This is a genomic window from Mucilaginibacter lappiensis (genome assembly GCF_050433765.1).
Lineage (GTDB): Bacteria > Bacteroidota > Bacteroidia > Sphingobacteriales > Sphingobacteriaceae > Mucilaginibacter > Mucilaginibacter lappiensis_A.
Map to the genome: position 1 here is coordinate 29,955 of NZ_JBNPWP010000016.1, position 23,331 is coordinate 53,285.

Annotated in this window: 18 protein-coding genes; 6 read left to right on the forward strand and 12 right to left on the reverse strand. The window is 40.2% G+C overall.

Annotated elements, in window-relative coordinates:
* Positions 1-2: 2 nt before the first annotated feature.
* The 7 genes from M2273_RS29795 to M2273_RS29825 all read right to left on the reverse strand — a co-directional run bounded on the left by M2273_RS29795 (position 3) and on the right by M2273_RS29825 (position 12,996).
* Complete coding sequence (locus M2273_RS29795; RefSeq protein ID WP_429401884.1) at positions 3-1,901, reverse strand: glycoside hydrolase family 97 catalytic domain-containing protein; 1,899 nt, start codon at positions 1,899-1,901, stop codon at positions 3-5.
* A 20-nt stretch (positions 1,902-1,921) separates the two neighbouring features.
* Complete coding sequence (locus tag M2273_RS29800) at positions 1,922-3,451, reverse strand: RagB/SusD family nutrient uptake outer membrane protein (protein ID WP_429401886.1); 1,530 nt, start codon at positions 3,449-3,451, stop codon at positions 1,922-1,924.
* 21 nt (positions 3,452-3,472) lie between these two features.
* Positions 3,473-6,823, reverse strand: coding sequence for a SusC/RagA family TonB-linked outer membrane protein (locus tag M2273_RS29805; RefSeq protein ID WP_429401888.1), 3,351 nt, complete (start codon positions 6,821-6,823; stop codon positions 3,473-3,475).
* Between the two features lie 338 nt (positions 6,824-7,161).
* Complete coding sequence (locus M2273_RS29810) at positions 7,162-8,349, reverse strand: FecR family protein (protein ID WP_429401890.1); 1,188 nt, start codon at positions 8,347-8,349, stop codon at positions 7,162-7,164.
* Positions 8,350-8,633: 284 nt separating this feature from the next.
* On the reverse strand, positions 8,634-9,194 hold the full coding sequence (locus M2273_RS29815) for an RNA polymerase sigma-70 factor (RefSeq protein WP_429401892.1): 561 nt from the start codon (positions 9,192-9,194) through the stop codon (positions 8,634-8,636).
* A 47-nt stretch (positions 9,195-9,241) separates the two neighbouring features.
* Complete coding sequence (locus M2273_RS29820; protein WP_429401894.1) at positions 9,242-10,663, reverse strand: polysaccharide lyase 6 family protein; 1,422 nt, start codon at positions 10,661-10,663, stop codon at positions 9,242-9,244.
* A gap of 488 nt (positions 10,664-11,151) precedes the next feature.
* Positions 11,152-12,996 carry an alkaline phosphatase gene (locus M2273_RS29825; protein ID WP_429401896.1) on the reverse strand — a complete coding sequence of 615 codons (1,845 nt, stop codon included), beginning with the start codon at positions 12,994-12,996 and terminating at the stop codon, positions 11,152-11,154.
* A 255-nt stretch (positions 12,997-13,251) separates the two neighbouring features.
* On the opposite strand from M2273_RS29825, the gene M2273_RS29830 reads away from it, so the two are divergent.
* Positions 13,252-13,776 carry a hypothetical protein gene (locus tag M2273_RS29830; RefSeq protein ID WP_429401898.1) on the forward strand — a complete coding sequence of 175 codons (525 nt, stop codon included), beginning with the start codon at positions 13,252-13,254 and terminating at the stop codon, positions 13,774-13,776.
* A 246-nt stretch (positions 13,777-14,022) separates the two neighbouring features.
* On the opposite strand, the gene M2273_RS29835 is transcribed toward M2273_RS29830, so the two are convergent.
* A complete protein-coding gene (locus M2273_RS29835; protein WP_429401899.1) occupies positions 14,023-14,280 on the reverse strand; it encodes a hypothetical protein in 258 nt (85 codons plus the stop codon).
* Between the two features lie 262 nt (positions 14,281-14,542).
* On the opposite strand from M2273_RS29835, the gene M2273_RS29840 reads away from it, so the two are divergent.
* Positions 14,543-15,841 carry an NAD(P)/FAD-dependent oxidoreductase gene (locus tag M2273_RS29840; RefSeq protein ID WP_429401901.1) on the forward strand — a complete coding sequence of 433 codons (1,299 nt, stop codon included), beginning with the start codon at positions 14,543-14,545 and terminating at the stop codon, positions 15,839-15,841.
* A gap of 29 nt (positions 15,842-15,870) precedes the next feature.
* Here M2273_RS29840 and M2273_RS29845 read toward each other — a convergent pair whose 3' ends face one another.
* The 3 genes from M2273_RS29845 to M2273_RS29855 all read right to left on the reverse strand — a co-directional run bounded on the left by M2273_RS29845 (position 15,871) and on the right by M2273_RS29855 (position 18,845).
* A complete protein-coding gene (locus M2273_RS29845) occupies positions 15,871-17,133 on the reverse strand; it encodes a hypothetical protein (RefSeq protein WP_429401903.1) in 1,263 nt (420 codons plus the stop codon).
* Positions 17,134-17,260: 127 nt separating this feature from the next.
* The gene (locus tag M2273_RS29850) at positions 17,261-17,911 is read right to left on the reverse strand and encodes an HD domain-containing protein (RefSeq protein WP_429401905.1); all 651 of its coding nucleotides are present in this window, start codon (positions 17,909-17,911) and stop codon (positions 17,261-17,263) included.
* 70 nt (positions 17,912-17,981) lie between these two features.
* Complete coding sequence (locus M2273_RS29855; protein WP_429401907.1) at positions 17,982-18,845, reverse strand: helix-turn-helix domain-containing protein; 864 nt, start codon at positions 18,843-18,845, stop codon at positions 17,982-17,984.
* 191 nt (positions 18,846-19,036) lie between these two features.
* Here M2273_RS29855 and M2273_RS29860 point away from each other — a divergent pair, with 191 nt between their 5' ends.
* From M2273_RS29860 to M2273_RS29875, 4 genes are all read left to right on the forward strand, one after another.
* The gene (locus M2273_RS29860) at positions 19,037-20,302 is read left to right on the forward strand and encodes an FAD-dependent monooxygenase (protein ID WP_429401909.1); all 1,266 of its coding nucleotides are present in this window, start codon (positions 19,037-19,039) and stop codon (positions 20,300-20,302) included.
* A 47-nt stretch (positions 20,303-20,349) separates the two neighbouring features.
* Positions 20,350-21,270, forward strand: a complete 921-nt coding sequence (locus tag M2273_RS29865) for an AraC family transcriptional regulator (protein WP_429401911.1) — start codon at positions 20,350-20,352, stop codon at positions 21,268-21,270.
* A 132-nt stretch (positions 21,271-21,402) separates the two neighbouring features.
* Positions 21,403-22,260, forward strand: coding sequence for an oxidoreductase (locus M2273_RS29870; protein WP_429401913.1), 858 nt, complete (start codon positions 21,403-21,405; stop codon positions 22,258-22,260).
* 138 nt (positions 22,261-22,398) lie between these two features.
* A complete protein-coding gene (locus M2273_RS29875; RefSeq protein ID WP_429401915.1) occupies positions 22,399-22,770 on the forward strand; it encodes a DMT family protein in 372 nt (123 codons plus the stop codon).
* 18 nt (positions 22,771-22,788) lie between these two features.
* Here M2273_RS29875 and M2273_RS29880 read toward each other — a convergent pair whose 3' ends face one another.
* A complete protein-coding gene (locus M2273_RS29880; RefSeq protein WP_429401917.1) occupies positions 22,789-23,154 on the reverse strand; it encodes a response regulator transcription factor in 366 nt (121 codons plus the stop codon).
* Between the last annotated feature and the right edge of the window lie 177 nt (positions 23,155-23,331).

Consider the following 23,331-nt stretch of genomic DNA (forward strand, 5'->3'; position numbering starts at 1 on the left):
CATTACTGTATGGTATACCTTCCTACGTATCCCCCACCAACGCCTAAATTCAATGACAATACATCTGTAGCTTTTACCGTTGAACGTCCCGTTTTTAAAGCACCCGTGTTATCAGGATCATCATTAATACTGGTACATTTAGCAGGCGTTTTTAAAAAACTAAGCGGTATCTGAATGCTTTTGGGCTGAGTCCCGTTCATAACGGCCAGGAACCAGGTATTCCCTTTTCTGCGTGCAAATACAGCCAGCTCTCCTATTTCTGATGGCTTTAATACAATTGTTTCGTCCCATATAGATGGAATGCTTTTAATAATATCCACACCGGGGTTTGCCAATAAATGTTGCGGACTGGCGGCATACGTTAATACCGGTGCGCTTAAAATAACCGCGCTGGCAATTTGATTGGTCCACGTGGTATTTTTACGGCGTTCGCCAAAATGTACCGGGGTGTATTCTGCCGGGCCGACCAAAAAACGAGTAAATGGAATGGTTGTACTATGGGTGGCCCTATCCTCTAATTTACTCGACTCCATACCCTTAACCGCTTCACGTGTCAGTTCATTTGGCCATGTGCGCAACTGGCCTGTAGGTTTATTGGCGCCATGAAAATCGACCATTAAATGCAATTGGGCTGTCTCTAATAAAATATCCTGATACAGGTCTACAACTTCCTTAGCTTCATTATCAAAAAAATCAATTTTTAAACCCGATATCCCTAAATCATGGCAGCGTTTAAACTGGGCGTGCCTTACACTGGAGTCGCGTAAATTTTTGGAGTGCATCCATACCCAAATGCTCACACCACGTTGTTTGGAATAACTTACCAGATCTTTAATTTCGTCATCGCTCCATTTTCCCCAAAAGCCTTCCAGTATGTTATGCTCAAATCCCAGTTCGGCGGCAAGCCTGGAGTACTCCTTCATGTTATTCACAGTTTTATCGCCGGCTCCGTCCAGATATTGCCAAACTGCCCGGCCTGGTTTTACCCATGCGGTGTGTATCCCTTCGGGGAAATATTTTTTATCAGGCGGGGGGCATAAATTATGTACAGCATCGCAATTGACCAGGGTATTCAGATCAGCACCAAGCATGACCACCCGCCATGGGGTATTAATAGTTCCGCTGATTGCTGCGGGTTTTGAAACCCTCGCTATATCGTCCTTGCTGTACCGTAACTCATAAGGATGTGATATGGGGTGATGATCAGCTAATTGTAAAATCAGCTTGCCTTGTCCGTTGGCTTGTAAAGCCATCCCTGCATAATCTTTCAAATCAGCTTCGGCAATAGCAGCATACCCGGTGCCATCTGGGAGTTTGAAGGTGGCAGGTGGCGCTATCCACTGCCCGGCTTTCACAGAATCGATCAGTTTTTTTACATGCTGCCCTTCATAGTGCCCGTTAAGATCATGATACCAGATGGTGCTCCCGGCAGGTATATTAAATTCAGTTGATTCATCAGGGATACGGCTACTGTTCTTGCTGCCCGGTATAGTAAAGCTAAAAGCGGCCGCATCGTTAAACACCCTTACATCAAGTAAAAAGCTGATTTTACCATGAAGTAGCTTAATTTTTGCGCCATTAAAGTGGTTTACAGCTATGGAATGCGCCCCATACCAGGGATAGGTTTCATTTATGTTATAAGTTGTACTTTCCCCAATAGTAGCCTGGCTGGTGAGCATTGTTTGGTCAATGCTGATCTGCATGGCAGAGGTATTGATAACCGCTTTATTTTTGTAATGAACACTGTATGATATAGTTCCCTGCTGATCAAACACTTCTAAACGGACCTGCTTGTCGGGACTGTAAACAATAATATTACCGGCAGCAAATAATATAGATGGACAAGCCATAGCAAGCAATATCAGACAGATGGCCGCCTTTACGTTTTTAATGATTTTCATTTATTTTTTAAATAAATATTTTAATAACCAGGCGTTTGCTTGAATGCGTTATTACCTACCGCTTTGGCAATATCAATTTCTGTTTGCGGAACTGGCCAAATGGTATCGCGCAGTGGGAATGTTCGCTGGGCGGCGTTCGGATCTTTAATAGTTGGTATAATTACCCTGTCCAAAGCCCATCTTTTCAGATCAAAGTATCTTTGCCCTTCCAGTGCCAGCTCTATTCTTCTTTCATGTCGTATGCGGTCGCGAATATCAGCTTGAGAAAGGCCGGCTGGTATAGGTGGCATATTTACACCGGGGCGTGTACGAACGGCATTAATAGCGGTATAAACACTGGGGTCGGGCCCAGAAACTTCATTTTTAGCTTCGGCATACATTAATAAAACATCGGCGTATCTTAAATACACCCAATCCTGATCGCTTTGCGTGCCAATTACAGTAGCACGGGTTGAATCGACACCTTTTTTGTTAAGGAAACCTGCTGTAGCACCAAGGTCTGCCGGAACAAATGGGATACCACCTTTATATAAAACTCCGGGAGTTAATATAGTGGCCAATAACCTGGGGTCGCGGTTTATATATGGCTTTGCCGGGTTGTACAAAGGCGATGTGGCAATAGGTTGCCCGTCTGTACATTCATAATCATTAACCAAATAGCCCAACGGCTGAAAGCTTGAACTATATGTGTATAAATAATCGGCAGGACTAAAAGCCGTTGGAACCTGGTAACGGCCAGAGAAGATAATTTCGGGGTTACTATTTTGTCCGGGTTTTAGAAATAAGTTTTTATACCCGCCCGTGTAAATACTGAATTTCCCATCGGTAATGATCGTATTAGCTGTGGTAGCCGCCAGTTGGTATTGATGTCTTGATAAATATACCTTTACCATATAACCCAAAGCGGTTGCCTTAACCGCGTGGCCGCTGTAAACAGTATTGGGCAGGTTATTGGCCGCAAAGGTCAGATCGTTCAATATGGTATCGGTAACTACTGATTTTGGCGTTCTTCCTAACTGGTTGTTTGCCGGGTTAAGAGTTATTTGGCTGGTAGACAACACCACGTCGCCATATAGCTGGGTAAGCATAAAATACCAATAGGCCCGCACAAACCTAACTTCAGCTATATATTGATATAAGGTGGCCGAAGGCAGATTAATTTTCCGTACGTTATCTAAAAAAGTATTACATGCCTGTATAGCCCTATATGATGTAGTATAGGCGTCTGTTTGCAAACCGCCTACAGTTGGTGTAATAGCACCCTGCGCGATGTTTGAATAGGCACCGCTGTATGCGTTATCGCTCAAACTTTCCCAATAAGGCGTACCAGCCCCAAAGCCTTGTCCGGTATTACCAGACGCGGTATAGTTAAATCCCTGGATAAAAAAACTGTAGATACCAGCCAATGCTATATCTGCATCATTTTTTGTTTTCCAAAAAACCTTGCTATCAATATCAGCCGGCGGGTTTTGATCTAAAAGATTCTTTTTGCAGGCAAACAATAAAGTGGCCATTAAAAAGATCATCAAATATTTTATTGCTGTTTTCATCGTCATTTCAATAAATAAGTGTTAAAATGTAGCCCTTACACCAAAAGAATAAACCTGGTTTTGGGGGTGTGTAACAAACCTTGTATTTGAAGCAACCCGCTCAGGATCAAGCCCCGGAAACTTAGTGAACGTAAACAAGTTATCGCCGGCGAAGTAAATGCGCAACGCCGACATAAAGAGGTGTTTAGCAAACTTTTGCGGTAAATTATAACCCAACTGAACGTTTTTTAATCTTAAAAAAGAAGCATCCTGTAAATAATAGGTAGATGCCGTATTGGCATTGCTGCTGATGTTGCCCTGCCCTAAAACATAAACCATTGGCATGGTAGTACTATGGTTAGTAGGCGTCCAGGCATTTAGCCATTCTTTTGGTGGAGGCGATCCCTGGTTAAAGGGTTGTATACCCCAGCCATTAACATATAGTTTTTGGCCATAAGAACCATAAAAGAAAACGGTAAGGTCAAAGTTTTTCCATGTTGCACCTGTATTAAAGGAATAATCAAATTTGGGATATGCCCCGGGTACTATTACCCGGTCACTATCATCAACTTTTCCGTCATTATTGGTATCAGCATATTTTATATAACCGGGTTGAGGATTATATTGCTGTGTAGGCGAATTGGCTATTTCTTCTGCTGATTGGAATATCCCAACATACTTGAGCATATAAAAACTGCCATAAGGCTGCCCTTCCTGGTTAATGGTATTGGTTGCCGTATTTGGGGCCGGGGCACCGTATGATACCAAGGTATTTTTATTAGCCTGTATGGTTCCGCCAAAAGAAAAACCAACCTGGCCAAAACGGTCAGTATATTGAAAAGATGCTTCAATACCGGTATTTTTCATTTTACCATAATTGATAGTTGGTGCGGTAAGACCATAATACAGCGGGGTAAGCGGCGTAGCTACTTCCAGGATATCGGAGGTTAGCTTGTTGTACCAGTCGACCGTAAAGCTGAGTTTGTTATTGAGCACCGAAAAATCGGTACCGATATCAAATACCCGGGTAGTTTCCCATTTAATATCGGGATTAGTTAAAGAGTTATTAACCACTCCACCGGTAACCGTGGTGCTCTGAAAAGGATAAGCATAACTGGTTCTGGTGTTGTAATAGCTTTTAAAATTATAGGTTTGCTGGTATGGATAGTTACCTATGTTTTGATTACCTAAACTACCCAGTGAAGCCCGGAATTTTAAATTGTTTAACCAGCTTACGTTCGATAAGAATTTTTCTTTGGTTACTACCCAACCTAAAGATACAGATGGGAAAAATGCCCATCGGTTATCTGCCGGAAAACGGGAGGATGCATCATATCTGGCATTTGCCTCCAGCAGGTATTTTTCCTGATAATCGTAATTTAATCGTCCGTAGTATGAGTGTAATGCATAAATATTGCTTGTTCCGTTGGCTAATTGTGATGATATGGGCCCCGCGTCAACTTCCTGCAGGGTATTAGTAGCAAAAGGCAAATTGCGGATGCCTTCTAAATTTTGTGATTTATTATATTCAACCTGCGTACCGGCCAGTAATTTGAAGTTGTGCTCGTTATTGATTGACCGGGTATAGGTAAGCTGTGTATAAGCAATTGGGTAAAAAGAATTATTATCGGTTACATCAATACCTTGTCCGTTTACATCAAGCGTACGCTCAGGCGCGTCTGCAGGTTGTGCAAACCAATTGTATTGGTAAATTACAGGCTTAAAATCAGTGGTTTTATTAAAATCAAAGTTAAAACCGGCATTGGTACGCCATTCCAGGCCCTTCAACAGGCGAATATTTAAGAAGAAACTGCTTTGAATGTAATAGTCGTTTTGCTTATTGATAGCATTCTGGGCAATAGCTATCGGGTTTTTATTGGGTGTTTGAACGCTTGGAAACACTGAATTTACATACCTCCCACTACCGTCAGGCAATATAGGACCATATAAAGGAGTTTGTGACAGTGCCGATAAGAACTGGTCCTGGCTGCCTCTTGAGGTAAAACCTCTTTCGCTATAATTTAAAGTAATATTTGAACCAAATGTTGCCCATTTATTTAATTTAGAATTCAGGTTAAACTGCAGGTTGTATTTTTTATAATAATACCCAAGCATAACATCGGGCTGATCAACAAAGCCTAAACCTACATTATAGGTAGTGCCATTACTACCACCACTTATACCCAAATGATGTGTTTGTACCTTTACTGTGTTAAATATGGCATCAAGCCAATTGTAATTTGGATATAACTTAGGATCTGAAGGATTTTGATAAAGTGCGATTTGAGCATCCGTAAATTTGTTGGGATAGTTTGAATTAGTGGCTGCCTGGTTCCATAGGGTCATGTACTGTGCCGAATTATAGATCAGATCAGTAGGTAATGCGGTTGGCCTGGTTATCCCCAGGTTATAATCATATGAAAGTTGCATTTTACCTTCCTTGCCCTGCTTAGTAGTTACCAGTATAACACCGTTGGCCGCACGGGTACCATATATTGATGCCGATGCCGCATCTTTTAATACAGTTACTGATTCAATGTTTTGCGGGTCGAGCGCGGTAAGGCTCCCGGGTAAACCATCAACTATAACAAATGGCGAATTACCCGCGCCGCTAAAAGTACCGTTACCCCTTACACGCAACGTTGTACCTTCATTACCTGCCTCACCTGATCCCTGAACAACAGACAATCCGGGCAGTTTTCCCTGTAGCAATTGTGTTGGATCAGTTGCTACCCTTTTATTTAGTTCGGTACCCGAAACCGTAGCAACAGCGCCTGTCAAATCGGCTTTCTTTTGTGTTCCATAGCCAACCACAATTACCTCACTCAGGTTATTGGTAGCATCCTTCATCGTAACGTTGATCAGCTTCTGGCTGCCAACCGCTACTTCCTGCGGTTCAAAACTCACGTAGGTAAATACCAATATGGCACGTTCATCAGGTACTTTTATGGTATAATTCCCTTGTACATCAGTAACCGTACCCGCTGATGATCCTTTTATTTTTACGTTAACACCAATTAGGGGCTGTCCTTTTTCATCAACCACTTTACCCTGAATATCAATACTGGCTTTTATATCAGTTTTAACGGTTTCCTCTTTTTGTTTAATAATTATGGTTCCCTGTATTATCTTATAAGTAATAGGCTGATCGCGAAAACAGGCATTTAACGCATCTTCGATCTTTGCGTGATCCATATCAAAATTCATTAGCTTGATACGCGACAGGTCAGGCTTTACATTAACCAGGATAAGATGACACCCACTTTGTTTTTCAATGGATTCCAGGACCTTTTTGAGCGATACGTTCTTTTCATGAAGCGTAACAGTTTGACTGAAACTTTTAGCGCTTACACTGGCAAAGGCGGTGATCATGATGATGGCAATCAATTTCATAATCAATAAAACTTTAGTTATAGCGGGGCATCTGCCCGGTATGGACTTAAAAATGAATTTCATACTTTTGTACGGTTTGGGTTAACGTCTAATTTTCAATTATGCTGTCAGGGATAATTGGTTTGCCCAGATACAACCGGGTGAGTGTTACAGCACTTCCCGGTTTTTTAGCATCGTTCTAATAAAAAGCGTATTATATACAGATACTGCTATAATTACGCGCGGAATATGTTTCCTTTATGGTGTGGCGGGTATTCGTTCTCTCATCATTTTTTAATTTAATTGAATAATTGGTTATAGTTTATGATATGGGTTAATCTTCTCACACATTAACCCGGTCATTTAGTTATGATTACTTTTTTGCCGTTGACATTAAAGTTCAAACCGGCATATTTTAATATATTGATGAATCCATAAAAATCAACCCTGCGCGACATTTGGCCGCTAAACTGAATTTCAGGGATCTTACCTTCATATACTACGTCAAAGTCATACCATCGCGAGGCCTGTTGCATTATGCCTTTGATGTCTGCATTTTTAAACATAAACAGGCCATTCTTCCACGCAATCTCTTCATCAATACTGATATCGCTGGTTATTTTTTGCTGTCCAAGATCATCAGTTATGGCTTGTTGCCCTGGCTTGATCACGTTAATCGCTGTCTGCGACTGCACCCTGACGGCACCTTCCAGCAATGTAGTTTTACTGCTTTTTTCATCATCATAAGCCTTTACATTAAAATGAGTGCCTAAAACCTGCACTTCTGTCTTGTCGGTTTTAACAACAAAAGGCATACGGGCATTTTTGGCAACTTCAAAATAAGCCTCGCCGGTTAAATACACCCTTCGCTCGTTCCCTGAAAACGCAACCGGATACCGTAAAGTAGAGGCAGAATTCATCCAGATCTTTGATCCATCGGCCAATATTAACTGATACTCGCCCCCACGCGGAACTATAATGGTATTGTATACAAGCTTTTGGTCTTCAGCAGATTGTTGTTTATTATTTTTATAGGCCAGCACATTATTTTGGTTGGATACAGCAGTGCCATCATTTTCTTTTAAGGATAGGTTTGAATGTTTTTTAAGCGATACTTTTTCGCCATTGCCCAGCACCAATATAGCGTGGTTACTCCCCGGATGAATTTGCTCATGGGCTATGGATTGGTTAGCAGTGTTTTTTGCCTGCTTACTGTATTCGCGATATAGTAACATAGAAGCGGCTGATACCAATACAACAATAGCTGCATATTTTAATAATGACAGATAGTTAAAGCGTTTTTTTTCTTCCTTTATATCCAACCTTTCCTGAAGTTTTTCCCAGGCTTTGTCATTATCAAATGAATTCCACAGCTCCATCTGTTTTTCGAGATAAGCAGGATTAGTTAATTTTTTAAAATGCGCACGGTTATCGGCACTTTCCTTTACCCATTCCTTTAACCATAAGTTCTCTTCCGTCGAGATATCGCCGTTTAAGAGTTTGCTGATCAATTCAGCAACATAAAAGTCATGATCGTTTTTTTCCATTTGATACTATACAAACAGCTATACGCGCCCAGCGGGTGACAGCTGATGAAAATTTTTTATTTTTTTTGAAAAGATTGAGCCCGAGGGGTATCGGAAAAACTATTTCTTGAGCGATAGCGAAAACCCTTATAGTGTTCATATGTACACCCGTGAACGCTCATGAACACTAATCAATATCTGATAATCAAGCATTTGAGATTATGACTGTACTGACAAAATACTGCACTTGAGGTACACCTGGGGCGCGCCAATGCATGATATCAGCCGAAAAGAAAATGGTTTTGTTATAAAACTTTGGACATTAAAAGTACCAAAGCAGTTGGAGAGTGTTTTAATATTTCGCGCAGGATACGCAGGCTCCTAACCTTTTGTGTTTTAACCGTATTGATAGAAACGTTCAAATAATCTGCAGTTTCCTGGTTACTAAGCCCTTGAAAATAGCTAAGATAAATTACCTTTCTATAGCTTTGAGGTAATTGTTGTACAGCCTGCTGAACCTCTTCTAATACTTCTGCTTCAATTAAATGGTAAATAATATTTGTTTCATCGATCTCTTCAACCTGATCACTTTCAAACTTATCAACAATTTTTTGGTGCTTATAAGTATTGATACAACTGTTTTTTGTAGTTAAGTACAAAAAGGCCTTTATAGCATTCAAATTATTAAAGCTATGCCGGCGTTCCCATAATTTTATAAAAGCATCCTGAACAATATCCTCAGCACAATCTTCATTTACAATGCCAGCAGCAAAATAACAGATCCGCTTATAAAACATGTTAAAAACATGATTAAAAGCTTCCTTATTGCCATTTTGGAATGCCGACATTGAAATTGTTTCGGGCATAAGTGTTAGATTTTTAAGTTTATCAATGTTAAAATTAAACAATAAAATTAGTGTTTAGCATTTTGACCTGCATCGGCCAAATTAAGCGCATGTGGTGTAACCGTCGTATTGCTTACCTCGTCAGCCCCTATATCAAACGGCGCAACCCTTGCCTGCCCGTCCATATCAACGGTAACCTCCGGGTATGATCCTGAAGCGTGGTCAACAGCAGGGCTTCCCTGCTGAATATGGTAGGTACCCGCAGCTGTTTTAACTAATTTGGGGTCAACCATGGTATATCCTTCTGATGGCATATTACCAATGTCGTTAACATGAAACACTATATTTCCCTGCCATTTTGAATCAGTATACGGCCCCGATATAGAAGCTGCCGGTCCACCACCCTGGATAATGTTATTAGCAACGGTAATATGGGTAGCCCCCATACCGTTCTTACGGCCTGTTTGAACAATATTATCTTTATTGTTAACCAATGTATTAAAAGCGATCAGCACCCTGTCCGGCCGGTCATGGGCGGTTAACTGGGCGCCATCTGCCACTTCACCATCACCGTTACCAACCATAATGGCGGTACTGCAATTCTCAAAATAATTACTGTAAATCAGATGATCATCACCAAATATCCTAAGTCCGGGAGTGTTAAAAAAGTAATTTCCATAAATCAAACTTTTGTTACCATGGCGTAAAGTAAATTGTGCCGGGCAATCGCGAATGGTATTATACCGGAGTGTTACGGCTGATGCTTTAACTGAGATGAGTTCATTTTCACCTTCGCACCGCTCAAATAAATTGTATTCAACTATGCTGTTACTTGATGATAAGCTAAACCCGCTTAGACCAAATTGAAGGGCTTCGGCACCGTTTTTACCACCCTGGCTGCTAAAATTATTGAAATAATTATGATGAATATGTAACCTTTCGGCAATTTGTTTACCCTCGCCACGTATGGCTATAAACCGGCCGAGCGCATTTTTATTTTGAAAAGTATTATAATCAACCTCCTGATCGCTACCCGCAACAGTCAGGTCCTCGCCAACACCCGGGGTTTCAAAAACATTTTGTGTAAACCGGCAAAAACTTGTACCTATACCCGTTTTAGCCCTTGATGCCGCATGGGTAAATTTAAAACCACGTATGGTAATATAAGCTGCCGGACTAACCAGGCTAAAGCCGCCCTTGCCAGTAATTTCGGCTTTGCCTAAATTTTGTGCAGCAATGATTATGGGCTTCTTCTCAATACCTTTATTATTAACAATAATATCTTCTGTGGTTGTATAAACCCCGTCAGTAAGCATAATCTGATCGCCAGGTTTAGCCTTGTTAATGGCGGTCTGCAAATCGGCAATTGAAGAAACCGTAATAGTATTGGCTAAAAGTATTTTTGGTAATAATAAAACCAAAACAGCAAGCAGGGTGCTCAAGGTGGCCTTGCATTTATTAAGGCAAATCACGGGGGCTGTAATATTCATTGTTTTAATTAAATAGTTGTTAGGGTTGTCCATTTAAAGCACCATAACTACTGATCTGATACCGGTGTTAAAACCAGTTAATACCATTCCATTTATAATGAAAATCGTCAAAATCAAACCAGGAATTTACTATAAACTGTAATATATTACACCATCACATCCAGACCGGCCAAAACATAGCCTGCTTGGTCTCATTCCATCGGCTGCAGGGGCCTTAATCAAATACTACCTGGTTTATAATTGGTCAAAACTAAATTAGAGATAAATGTGAACCGAAGAACAGGAATTTTAATTAAAATACGCAAACGTTTCCGAAGTGACAAATTGACACCAGTTTATTAATTTAATAAACTGATTATCTGATAGTTAAAAATATTTTTAAATGTTAATAATACAATTATAAGCCGTATTTATCAAAAGCAAAACGCCTTAAATAAATCATTTAAGGCGTTTGCTTTCAAAGTTTTATTTAAAAAACTACATTTAAATTATTGCTTTGCCTGGATCAAAGCCAGCAGCTTGTTAAAGATATCGGTATTAGGATATACCCCTTTAAAATCACCAGAATGGGGCCCATAAGCAAAAACAGGGACAGGAGTACCCGTATGGTCATTGGTGCTAAAGTCGCCCCTAACGTAGCCATTGGCAATACTGCCGTCAAGCAGGGTTAAACCACCTGTTTCATGATCGGCAGTTACAATAACCAATGTTTCGCCATCCTCATCAGCAAAGCGTAAAGCATCACCTACTACGCGGTCAAAGTCGGCATTTTCAGTAATTATCTGTTTCAGGTTATTGTTATGACCACCATGGTCAATCTGCGAACCTTCAACCATCATAAAAAAACCTTGAGGGTTGTTCTTAAAAACACCGGTTACCTTGTTAAAAGCCTGGGGTAAATAATTCCCCCTACCCTCCATTTTGGGCCGGGTTACACTGTCATCCACCAATGCAACGATTTTTTTTGCCGGTGAGTTCAAAAACTCATCAAAATTGCGGATAATAGTATAGCCTTTTTGTTTCAGTTTATCCAAAGGCGTTTCACCATTAACTTTTTGTGTAAAATCTTTATACCCTGAACCCAGCAAAATATCAATGGGTGTTGAAACCATATCATTAGCGATAGCTGCAGCATTGGCCCGTTCTGATTGATGTGCATAAAAAACCGCAGGAGTAGCATCGGTTAATTCGCAGGCAACAATATCCGCGGTTTTCTTTCCGGCTTCGGCGCTGTATACTGCCAATGATTTTAATGGTTTGCCCGATGGATCAACTCCAACTGCCCGGTTATCTGTTTTTTGCCCGGTAGCAAAGGCAGTGCCTCCAGCTGCCGAATCAGTAATATAAGCATCGGCCGAATTAGTTATGGAGAACCCAATATTGAGCATTTGAAATATATTCAACTGCCCGCGGTTGGCAGTATAGGTAGAATATATTTGTGCCAAACCCATACCATCGCCGATACATAAAATAATATTTTTAACCTTTTTAGTTGAACCATCAGAATTATAGGTTGGATGATATACCTGGTATGGGACCGGTGACACATATTCATCATGTGGTTTTTTATTTAAAAAGTCGCCCAACTCCTCTATTTTATCCGTACCAATCACATCAACACCTAACCTGATCAAAGCCAGCCAGCTGCTTTTGGTATCGGGGGTTTCCCAAAAACGGATCATTTTCCCGGAGTTGTGTACACTATCAATCCCACTCTTTATCCTGCTGATCTCATCACGGTTCAATACTCCCTTGCCATTCCATTTGGTGTATTTACCAAACGGAAAACTTACCAGCCCTATCCTTTGCCATTGCTTAGGTGTAAATCCATTTAAATGATCTACATCAAAAGATATCCAATCAGGATAATTATTAAGTTCAGCTGCCGGAGGTACCGCCCCGGTCATTACGATGGATAATCTGCCTGGGTGCCCCGAATAGGAGAAATATTTTTCAAGCGGCTTCAGTTCTTTTATTACCAGAGGTAATATTGCTTTATGATCTTCTTTTATTTCGATCAGCAGCCTTAGTTTTCTTTGGTCGTCACGCTTAAACTTTTCAATTAAGGGATCAATATATAAGATTTTTAATGATCTGCTGGCACTAATATCCTTTTTATCATGGGCCACCATAAGCTGGCCGTTAACAGCAAATACATCAGCCTCAATGGAGCCAAAACCTTTTTCATAAGCCCGTAAAAAAGGAATGTTATTCTTATAATCATTATGAGAATGAGCATCGGCAACAGTATATTCTCTTGTTTGTGCGTTTACCGTTATGCAGATGCTTGCCAATAGCCCTAATACTGTAACTCCTTTTGTAAGTTTATTCATGTTAATTATTTAATGTAAAACCGCGGTGCAATATAAAGCAGTTTTAATTCCGGCCAAAGAAACTGTTATGTTGTTAACGCAAAATAAAATAAATATTAAAGCTTAAAACCTGTGTAGATATTAACTACAACCAAATTTAGAAAGAGCAGATAGGATTTTGCTTGCTATTGATTATTTAACATCCTGATTTGTTTAGCATTAAGGTTATTTTTATATTTAGTACTTAAATCCTGTTCACACTTAAAAATCATCCTCATGCCTAATCATCTTTCAATCCTTGGAATTATTCACACTATAATCAGTGTGCTCGCAATCATCGTTGCCGTAGTAGCTTTATTTCGTTACGGGAAAATAAGTCCCGGAACCAAATCCGGCAGGTTATACGTTATCTTAACGATCATTACCTGTCTTACCGGATTTCCGATCATGAAAACCGGGCACCCTTCTGCCGGTCACGCACTTGGTGTAATTATCCTGGTATTGCTGCCCATTGCTGTTTATGCCCGGTCGATCCGTTTTTTTGGAAAAAGTGCCGATTATGTACAGATCATCCTCATGTCGTTAACACTTTTTTTCTCTATGATCCCGGCAACGGTCGAGTCATTAACAAGATTGCCAATTGAACAGCCATTGGCCAGCGGCCCTGATTCACCTGTAGTAAAAATGTGGCTGGGAATTTGGTTCGTAGTGTATTTAGTTGGTACAACATACCAGATCATCAAGTTAAGAAGCCGAAGAAAAGCGGCAGGAACGGCTGGTGGTACTGTTAACCTTGGTTAAATTATCATAACATATCCTCTTAAAAATGGGTTAATGATCATTAACCCATTTTTTGTTTAACCTGCCCTTATTTTGCATTAGATAAATACTCCAGGTTAATTATAAGTGGAGAGGCTGACCTTTACCGGCACTAACTTTTTTGTGGGGCCATAATCATTTATCTGTCCTTTTGCCTTTTTCAAAACCATTTTCTGAGAAATTGCAGGCGGTACGCCAACGTACCAGTTAATCTGATTACTGAGCTTACTAATAATGCATCTGCTCACAAAAAAATCCGTAGGCCGCGAGTACTTGCTTTATTAAATCGGGGTCATGATAAAGGCTTTCTACACGCAGTACTTTATCTTCGTCTGTAAGGTCAATTGTCCAGCTTGTTTCTCCAAAAACCGCATCAAGTACATTGGCTATAAATTCCTTGTCGGTTTTATTTTTAACGGATGTTTTATAAATAAAAATATAAACTTTCCATTTTCCTAATCGCTCCATATACATTATATCTTCCATGTAAGTCAAATAAGTTATAGAACAAAACTCACTAATAAATTAATAGATTTCTATCCCCAAATCAGGTGGTTTTAATCACCATAAATCACGGGCAAAAAGCCTATTCCTGATCATATTAGAGTATCCTAAGGCATAAACAAAACGCTTTATTCATCTCATTGTCAATACTTTTATATTACCTCAAATAACACTGGTAAAGTATGTACAAGTAGTAAAATATAGGTATCTTTGTGTATAAAGTACACTATCAACATTTACTAAAATGAGCACTCCTAAAACTATACCAGCAACCGCGGACACTGTCCAGAATGCGGTTAAAAAAATCGTGATTGTTGGAGGTGGTTTTGCAGGGATAAACCTTGCAGAACAAGTTGCCAAAGACAAAAACTACCAGGTTATTTTGCTTGATAAAAACAATTATAATTACTTTCCACCCCTGCTTTACCAGGTGGCAACCAGCTTTCTTGACGCATCGGATATCAGCTATCCGTTTCGCAAACTATTCAGGAATAAAAGGATAAGCTACCGCATGGCCGATGTGGTAAAAATAGATCCGTCAGCACAAACCGTACATTTAACTGACGAAGAACTTAAATATGATTACCTGGTGTTTGCATCAGGTGCCAGGATAAACTTTTTCGGTATGGAAAATGTTCAGCAAAACGCCATCCCAATGAAAACCATTGATGATGCTTTGCGCATGCGTAATAGTTTACTGCAAACTATGGAACAGGCCGCTATGACCCAGGATCGTGAAGAACGAAAAAAAATGTTGACCATTGTTATTGCCGGCGGTGGCCCTACAGGCGTTGAAATTGCAGGTATGCTGGCCGAAATGAAGAAAAATATTTTCCTGAAGGATTACCCCGAACTTAAAGGTACTCCTGGTGGTATTTATATTGTTGATGGCGGTAAAAACCTGTTAGGCCCAATGAGTGATAAAACTCATCAGGAAGCTTATAAGGTACTAACAGAATTAGGCGTAAAAGTGAAATTAAACACCCAGGTGAAGGATTTTGATAAAACCAAAGTCACTTTATCAACCGGCGAAACTATTGAAACCAAAACACTAATATGGGCAGCAGGTATCACTGCCAATACTTTTGAAGGCATTCCTGAAACCAGTTTAGGTGTTGGAAAAAGAATGATAACCGATGAATTTAACAAAGTAACCGGCGTCGATAATATTTATGCCATCGGCGATGCCAGCGTTCAAATAACAGATGAACGCTATCCTAAAGGCCACCCTCAATTGGCGCAGGTAGCTATACAGCAGGGCCGCAACTTAGCCAAAAACTTTATTGCCATGCAAAAAGGTAAGCCGCTTAGCGCCTTTGATTATTTTGATAAAGGCGATATGGCCATTATAGGCCGTAATAAAGCGGTTGTTGACCTGTTTAAAAACAAGCTGCATATTGGCGGTATCCTGGCTTTGTTCATGTGGTTATTTATTCACTTAATTTCGTTGGTAAACTACCGTAACAAGTTAAAAACACTGTATAACTGGGCCACAGCCTATTTATCAAAAGATCAATCGTTAAGGATGATATTCAGATCATAAAACGGGTAAAAGCTGTAAATAACTGCTGCCTATTTATTTTCAGATGCAGCCGCCCATATATCGCGGATGGTGTCTTCATCGCCATGACCATCGGGTACCGCAGTGCCCGGGTTATTGGCATAGTACCATCGTTTTTTATCAATCGGTGATGTAGTTTGCCTGCCGCCGGGCATTTCAAGGTGACCGTTAGGATCAGTTCTTTTGACCCAATCATACGCGTAATGCAGCCATTGGGTACGGTATTGTTTATTTTGATGTGCAAACCAGCTGATCTCATCATAACCCCAAACCCAAAAAGGAATGTCACCGGCATTTGCCTGGCCTGGCTTTTTGCTTACCCCATAGTTATCAAATTCAACCAGATAAGGTAAATGTTCGCAAGTCCAGCCACTTGGGGTAATGCCGCCTTTACTGCGCAGATAAAGCGCGTCTGTATGCCCTACCTTGAGCATTGCCTCTTCCGGTTTATCAGGGGTTTCCATTATTCGTAACGGAAAAGCATGAAAATCCATCAGCAATTTTCCATTGCGCACAAAGCCACCGCTGGGTACATGCGAATCGCATATGATCATGTGCCTGCGGGCATGCTTGGCTGCATAATTTCTGATCAGGGTTAATATCTGCGCATAGTTATCCAATTGAGGATCGTTTTTGTTCATCAGCTCCACCTGTCCAAAATGGATACCCTCTATACCTATATTAATATATGATACAGCGAGGTAGTAGAAAAAAAGCATGGTTTCGAGCCTGCTTACATCAGGTACAGAACCTTTGCCCCATTGATTTTTAAACTTCCCGTCGGGATACAGCATATCAGCATAACTAAAATTTCGTTTCTGTACTGGCATATTTAAGGCGGTAAATGCCCAGTCGGGTACAGCAAGCTGATCAACCTGTGGCGTTACTATCTCAAAAATACAAGCCTGCAAAATTATATCGGGGTCACTGGCATGTACCCTGGCGGCCAGCTCTTTTTCTTGTTGCAGGTTCTTTGGAATATCAGCTTCTTCGCCCCACTGGCATACTGCCCTGCCTATAAATTTGGCCCCAATGTTTTTTATCATCCTGAGGTTATCATCAAAACTACCTTTACCTACCAACAGGCTTTGCATGGTGACTGATCGGTCTAAATAGTTTTCCAGTACTACCCGCGAAATCTTTTTATCAAATTTAAAATCGTCGTTATTGGCCGATACGGGGTGATAAACAGATGCTTTGCTAAAGCAGATAGAAGCCTGGCAAAAGAACAGGATAAGTACCCATTTGAAAGGTGTTAATGTAGATAAATTCATAATCAGGTTTTATTGGTTGGATACAACAAACCTACGGTCACAAATAAATATTTAATTAATATATAATTAATAGGATGTAACATTTATGATTCAAATGATGTTTACACCATCTGAATCATTAAATAACTTATTCACTCCACGGTGAATGCAGAATGCAATCACAAAAGTTTTTACGGTGAAAATTCGGGATCATAAAGGCACATACATCGGCTTTAATGTTACCAAAAGTGGTTTCTGTTTTGTGTTCAAAACCGCTAAAAAAAGTTGGGATTATATTTTTCTTGAAATCATTTCTCGGGAATGCCTGGATGATCTCCTCACGGTGTTCTGCACTTAGGTTTTCATACCCCTCGCCCATTACGTCAAGACCGACTCCCGAATACATAAGTGCAACTTCCGGCTCTTTATGTTCGGCAATGCCTATAGTGGTATGCAAGGCTATGGTATCCCACACCAGCTGTAAAGATTCTTTGGGCAGGCCATGGCTTTTCAAAAAGTCGCGGGCAGCATTGGCCCCGTCCACTTCAAAGCGCAGGTCAGGACTACTGTAATGTTTGGTTAAACCCAGATCATGAAATACAGAACTCACGTAAAGCAGTTCCGGATCATATTGTAAATTATTACGTTTTCCGTTGAGCGACGAAAACAGAAAAACCCTCAGGGAGTGATTATAAATAAATTCTGTACCGTGCTCTAATAATAGTTCGGTAGCCTGGTTGGCAATAGCGCTATCGGGAATAACTATTCCGGCTAACGATTTTACTTTATTTACTGACATATTTTTTGTTGATTTTATATCAACAAAAATAGTTTGGTTTAAGCGGCCCCGGAATGTTAAAAACCGCCAATCACATGCCAATATTTACAAAACGATCACGATAATCATGAGGCGAGATCTGTGTATTCTTCTTAAAAAAATGACTAAACTGATCGGGGGTAGAAAAATTGAGATGAAACGCGATCTCTTTTACCGGTTTTGATGAAAATTGCAGCGAACGCTTGGCCTCCGCAATAAGCTGTCCGTTGATGATGTCTTTAGCTCCTTTTCCACTGCAACGTTTGCACAGATCAGACAGCTTACGGGCAGAGATCCCTAACTGACTTGCAAAATAGGCCACTTCATGCGTTGCCTGGTATTGTTTGCTTACTAATTCTATAAACTCCCTGTAAAGTTGTTTTTCATAGCTATCATATCCATGAATTAAAGCAGCGTTCACATTAGCTATCTTGATCATGATGATTTTTAAATACGCAGCCAAAGCATCCAGCTTATTCGGGTAATCGTCCTTTATAAGTTCCTGGTAAAGCGCCTGAAAAAGCACATCCAGCTCTGATTGATCTGTGTTATTTAAGGGTAATTGCTGGTTGGCTGCTGCGTTATTAAACAATACCGCTTTACAATTACTGGCGCTATCAGGAGCCTTTTCCCAAAAACAGTCGCCAAATGAAAGTTCATATCCGGTTATACGGGTATTGGGATGAAATGCATATAACTGACCCTTTGCCAATAAAAAAAGCTCACTACCAGATAATTGATAGGCAACATCATCTACCAAAAGTGTACCACTACCCTCTGAAAGCATAAAGATGCGGTGGTAATTTATCCTGCAAACAGACAAGCCATCAAATGTTTGGTTCGATAGATAATTTATGGAAAAGGAATCTTTTATCTCCTTATCCACATGCGCCTGTGAAAAATTATCATTGATCATTGCCCTAAAAAAACAAACTTATTAAATGGGGATGACTATATCGTCACCCTCGTTTAAGTTTTTAAATAATGGGCAAACCTTTTTCCGGTTTCTTACCTCCATTCACCGATGATTTAGGCTAATTGGCCGAAATCTATTATTGATACCATGGGTATGTTATGATATTTGAAAGCAATATTTAATGATCACTTATGAGCGGCGACCTAAAAAACAAAAATATTTTAATCTCAGGTGCAAGTATTGCCGGTCCGGCATTGGCTTATTGGCTAAACCATTATGGGTTTAATGTAACTGTTGTTGAACGGGCTGCCGAACTTAGAAAAGGAGGTTACAGGATTGATCTGCGCGGGGTTGCCACGGAGGTAGCCGGGCGTATGGGTATTTTAGATCAGGTAAAAGAATTAAATACTGCCATGCGTGGTTCATCCATGATAACCGCGGCAGGTAAGCGGTATGTAGACCTTAATGACCCCAATATATTTGGTATGCGACAGGATACCGATGTGGAGATCATGCGGGGTGAATTATCCGGGATCCTTTATAACGAAACCAAAGATCAAACGGAATATATTTTCAATAACTCCATTACCAGCATAACCCAAACTCATGAGCATGTAACCGTTAGCTTTAAACAGGGAGAACCGCGCATATTTGACCTGATTGTAGCGGCCGATGGCCTGAGGTCGAACGTGCGGGAACTGGCATTTGAAAAGGAAAACACCACTATTAAACATTTGGGGTATTATGTAGCCACCTTCACTATACCCAATCACTTTGACCTTGATCATTGGGAACTCAGCTATCCAGCATTGAATAAGCTTGTAAACATATACAGTACAGGCGAAAATCAGGAAGCAAAAGCATTGTTCATGTTTGCGGCGCCGGCAACAGATCATGGTCACCGTAATACAGCACAGCAAAAACAAATGGTTATTGATCAGTTTAAGGATGAAGGGCTGGCTATTTCACAAATATTAGATGCCATTCATGATACACCCGATTTTTATTTTGATGCCATAAGCCAGGTAAAAATGAATAGTTTATCAAGTGGCCGTGTGGTGTTACTGGGCGATGCAGGTTATTGCCCATCACCGGCATCTGGCCAGGGCAGCAGTTTGGCATTAGTTGGTGCATATGTTTTAGCCGGAGAACTTGCAGCCGCTTCCGGAGATCATCGAAGAGCATTTAACAACTACGAAAGCCAGATGAGATGGTTTGTTAGGGCCAACCAACAATTGGGAATAACTGTTTTAAAAGAGATGGTAAGTAAATCAAATACACAGCTATGGTTTCAAACCACGATGTTGCGCATACTGGTTAAATTACCCTGGAAGGAAAAAATATTTAAAAGATTCCTGAAGGAAATGCAGCAGACGGTAGATGAGGCAGCAAATGCTATAGAGCTTAGGGATTATGCCCGTTACACGCGGCATACAATAAAAAGCGATCCTGTTTAATAATACCGTTTACAATATTTAATTTTGAGTTACAGAAAAATAAATTCATGCAAACCACATTAGACAACCGGCTTATTGACACCCTGCGCGATCTGCCTGATCTGATACCGGTTATGCGTGATTATTATGAAAGTTGGACCATCAGGGTATTTAACCGCGAGCAGCACGAGTGCCGCAACTACTTATCGCCTAACCGGCGCGATTTTTATAAAGTTTTGCTTGTAACAAAAGGCGCCGGCGTTTTCACCATGGGGCTCAACACCTATTATATTGAAGAGCCAACCTTGCTTTATATCCATCCCAATGATATTATTTCATGGAAAAACCTTTCAGATGAGTCTGGCGGTTATTACGTACTCTTCAAAAAATCCTTCATCAACGGCCACCCACAGCTAAAAGCTACCATTGATAAGTTTGGTTTATTTAACGAAAAGCATAAAAGCGTAATCCGTTTGGCAGAGAGTGAGCTCCCGATACTTAATCATTTATTCAGTAGTATGAAAAATGAAGAGCTATCTGCAAGTGAATTTAAGGAAGATGCCATGCAGGCCTATTTACAGCTTTTAATGGTGGAGAGCATGAAAGTAGCCCGTTTCCCTAAACCTGATAGTGTATCTGAAGAATTTAATCATATCCATCAATTTTTTAACCTACTGGAAACAGAAACTTCAGGTATTAATTACGAAACCCCAATAAGATTAAAAACGGCTAAGGAGTTTGCCTCCAGCCTATCGGTACATCCCAACCACCTGAATGCTTTATTAAAAAAGCATACCGGGCAAAATGTGAGCACTCATATCCGTAACCGGCTGCTTGAAGAAGCCAAAGTGCTGCTGTTACAAACCGACTGGACCTTACAAAATATAAGTTATAGCATTGGCTTTGCCGAACAACCCAGCTTTAACCTCTTCTTCAAAAAAAACACCGGTTTCACCCCTGCCGAATTCAGAAAAGCTCATCATGCTTAACTAATCAGTTTAATTTCATTTGCTTTATTTATCAATCTTTGAAATTCATAATAAACGCTTTGTTATTGTTATAAGCTACCCTACCGCTTCTCCTCATCTTTGATATATCAAAACAAACAAAAAATCAAAGCAATGAAAACTCAAAAAACATGGTTCATCACCGGTGCCTCAAGAGGGTTCGGTTTGAATATTACCAAAGCAGTATTAGCATCAGGTGATAAAGTAGTAGCCACCGTTCGTAACAAACCAGAAGAATTGGCCACTCAGTTTAATAACAATGAAAACCTGTATGTGGTAACCCTTGATATTACCAATGAAGCACAAGCAAAACAAGCCGCCGCGCAAGCCATTGATCATTTTGGCAGTATTGATGTATTGGTAAACAATGCAGGTTATGGTTTACTAGCCGCTGTTGAAGAAGCTACAGACCAGGAGGTAAAGCAAAACTATGAAGTGAATGTATTCGGTACGCTGAATGTGATAAGGGCGGTATTACCTTACATGCGCAAACAACATTCAGGTCATGTGATCAATATATCATCAGTTGGTGGTTTAGGCGCTTATTATGGGTGGGGTTTATACGGTTCAACTAAATTTGCCATAGAGGGCATCACCGAAGGTATGGCTTTGGAACTTGCGCCACTGGGCATACATGCTACTGTAGTTGCTCCTGGCTTTTTCCGCACCAATTTTCTGGATACATCATCCCTAAGCCGTACAGCAAACGTTATTGATGATTATGCAGAAACTGTAGGTACTATGCGTCAGTTTGCCACAGAGGCTAACTACCAACAACCAGGCGATCCTGAAAAACTGGCACAAGCCTTTGTTAAACTTGCCGCTGCAGAAAATCCTCCTGTCCACTTGCCTTTAGGTAACGACACCCTTAAACGGTTCAGGGAAAAAACAGCCGCTTTTGAAAAAGATATAGCAGACTGGTATGATGTAGTTACCGGTACTGACCATGATGATGTAGCTGTAAAAGCATAAGCAATAACCATTCTTTATTGAGCCGTGCAAGATGTAATTATACATCATGCGCGGCTTTTCAATTAAAAATAAATATTATTGAAAACTTAAACATTGACAAGGTAAATTGTTTAACTCATCATTAGCTATTATTAATACATGAAAGGATTAAAAACAATTCTATTTTTAACTATCTCCAATACATTCATGACGTTTGCCTGGTATGGGCATTTAAAGTTTAAGGAATATTCATGGGGTAAAAACCTGGGGATCTTCTCCATAATTGTGATTAGCTGGGGGTTGGCATTTTTTGAATATCTTTTTCAGGTACCAGCCAATGAGGGTGGTTTTAAAGACAATGGGGGGCCTTTTACACTGGTTCAGCTTAAAACTATACAGGAGGCTATAACCCTCGTGGTTTTTATGTCATTCACGCTCATTTTTTTTAAAGACGAAAAGCTGGGTTGGAACCACCTGGCCGGATTTGGGCTCATCGTGCTGGCCGTATTTGTGATCTTTAAAAAATGGTGAGCAATAAATTATAACAGATTAAACAAGATGATTTAAATGCCTATCTACCGTTTCCAATAGCCTGGCCATATTAAATGGCTTATTTAAATAAGCATCGGCACCGCATTCCCGGGCTACATTAGCCAGGTTTTCACCCCTCGATATCAGTATTACCGGGACATGGCTGGTTAAAGGATGTTTTTTAAGGGCCGAACATAGTTCGCTCCCTAAACCGTCTTTTAATTTGTTATCCACCAGCACCAGGTCGGGCATTTGCAGTATAACACCCTTTATAGAATTTTTACCAGGATAAGCAGCAGTGTGATAACCCTCTCCTTTCAGGTTCGATTGTATTTCGTCAGACAAATCATTGTCGTCCTCAACGATGAATATTTTCTTGCTCATAAATTTCGTTGTTTAGGTTACTCAAATTTACATTTATAATTAATACCAATCAATTATAAATTAATTTATTTAAAAAAAAGGAAATGTATTATTGACGTTTTTAAGCAATCATGTTAAATGCTGATCAGAACAAAAAATTATCCGCCCAAAACAATTAGCTTTAATTTCAATTTGAAG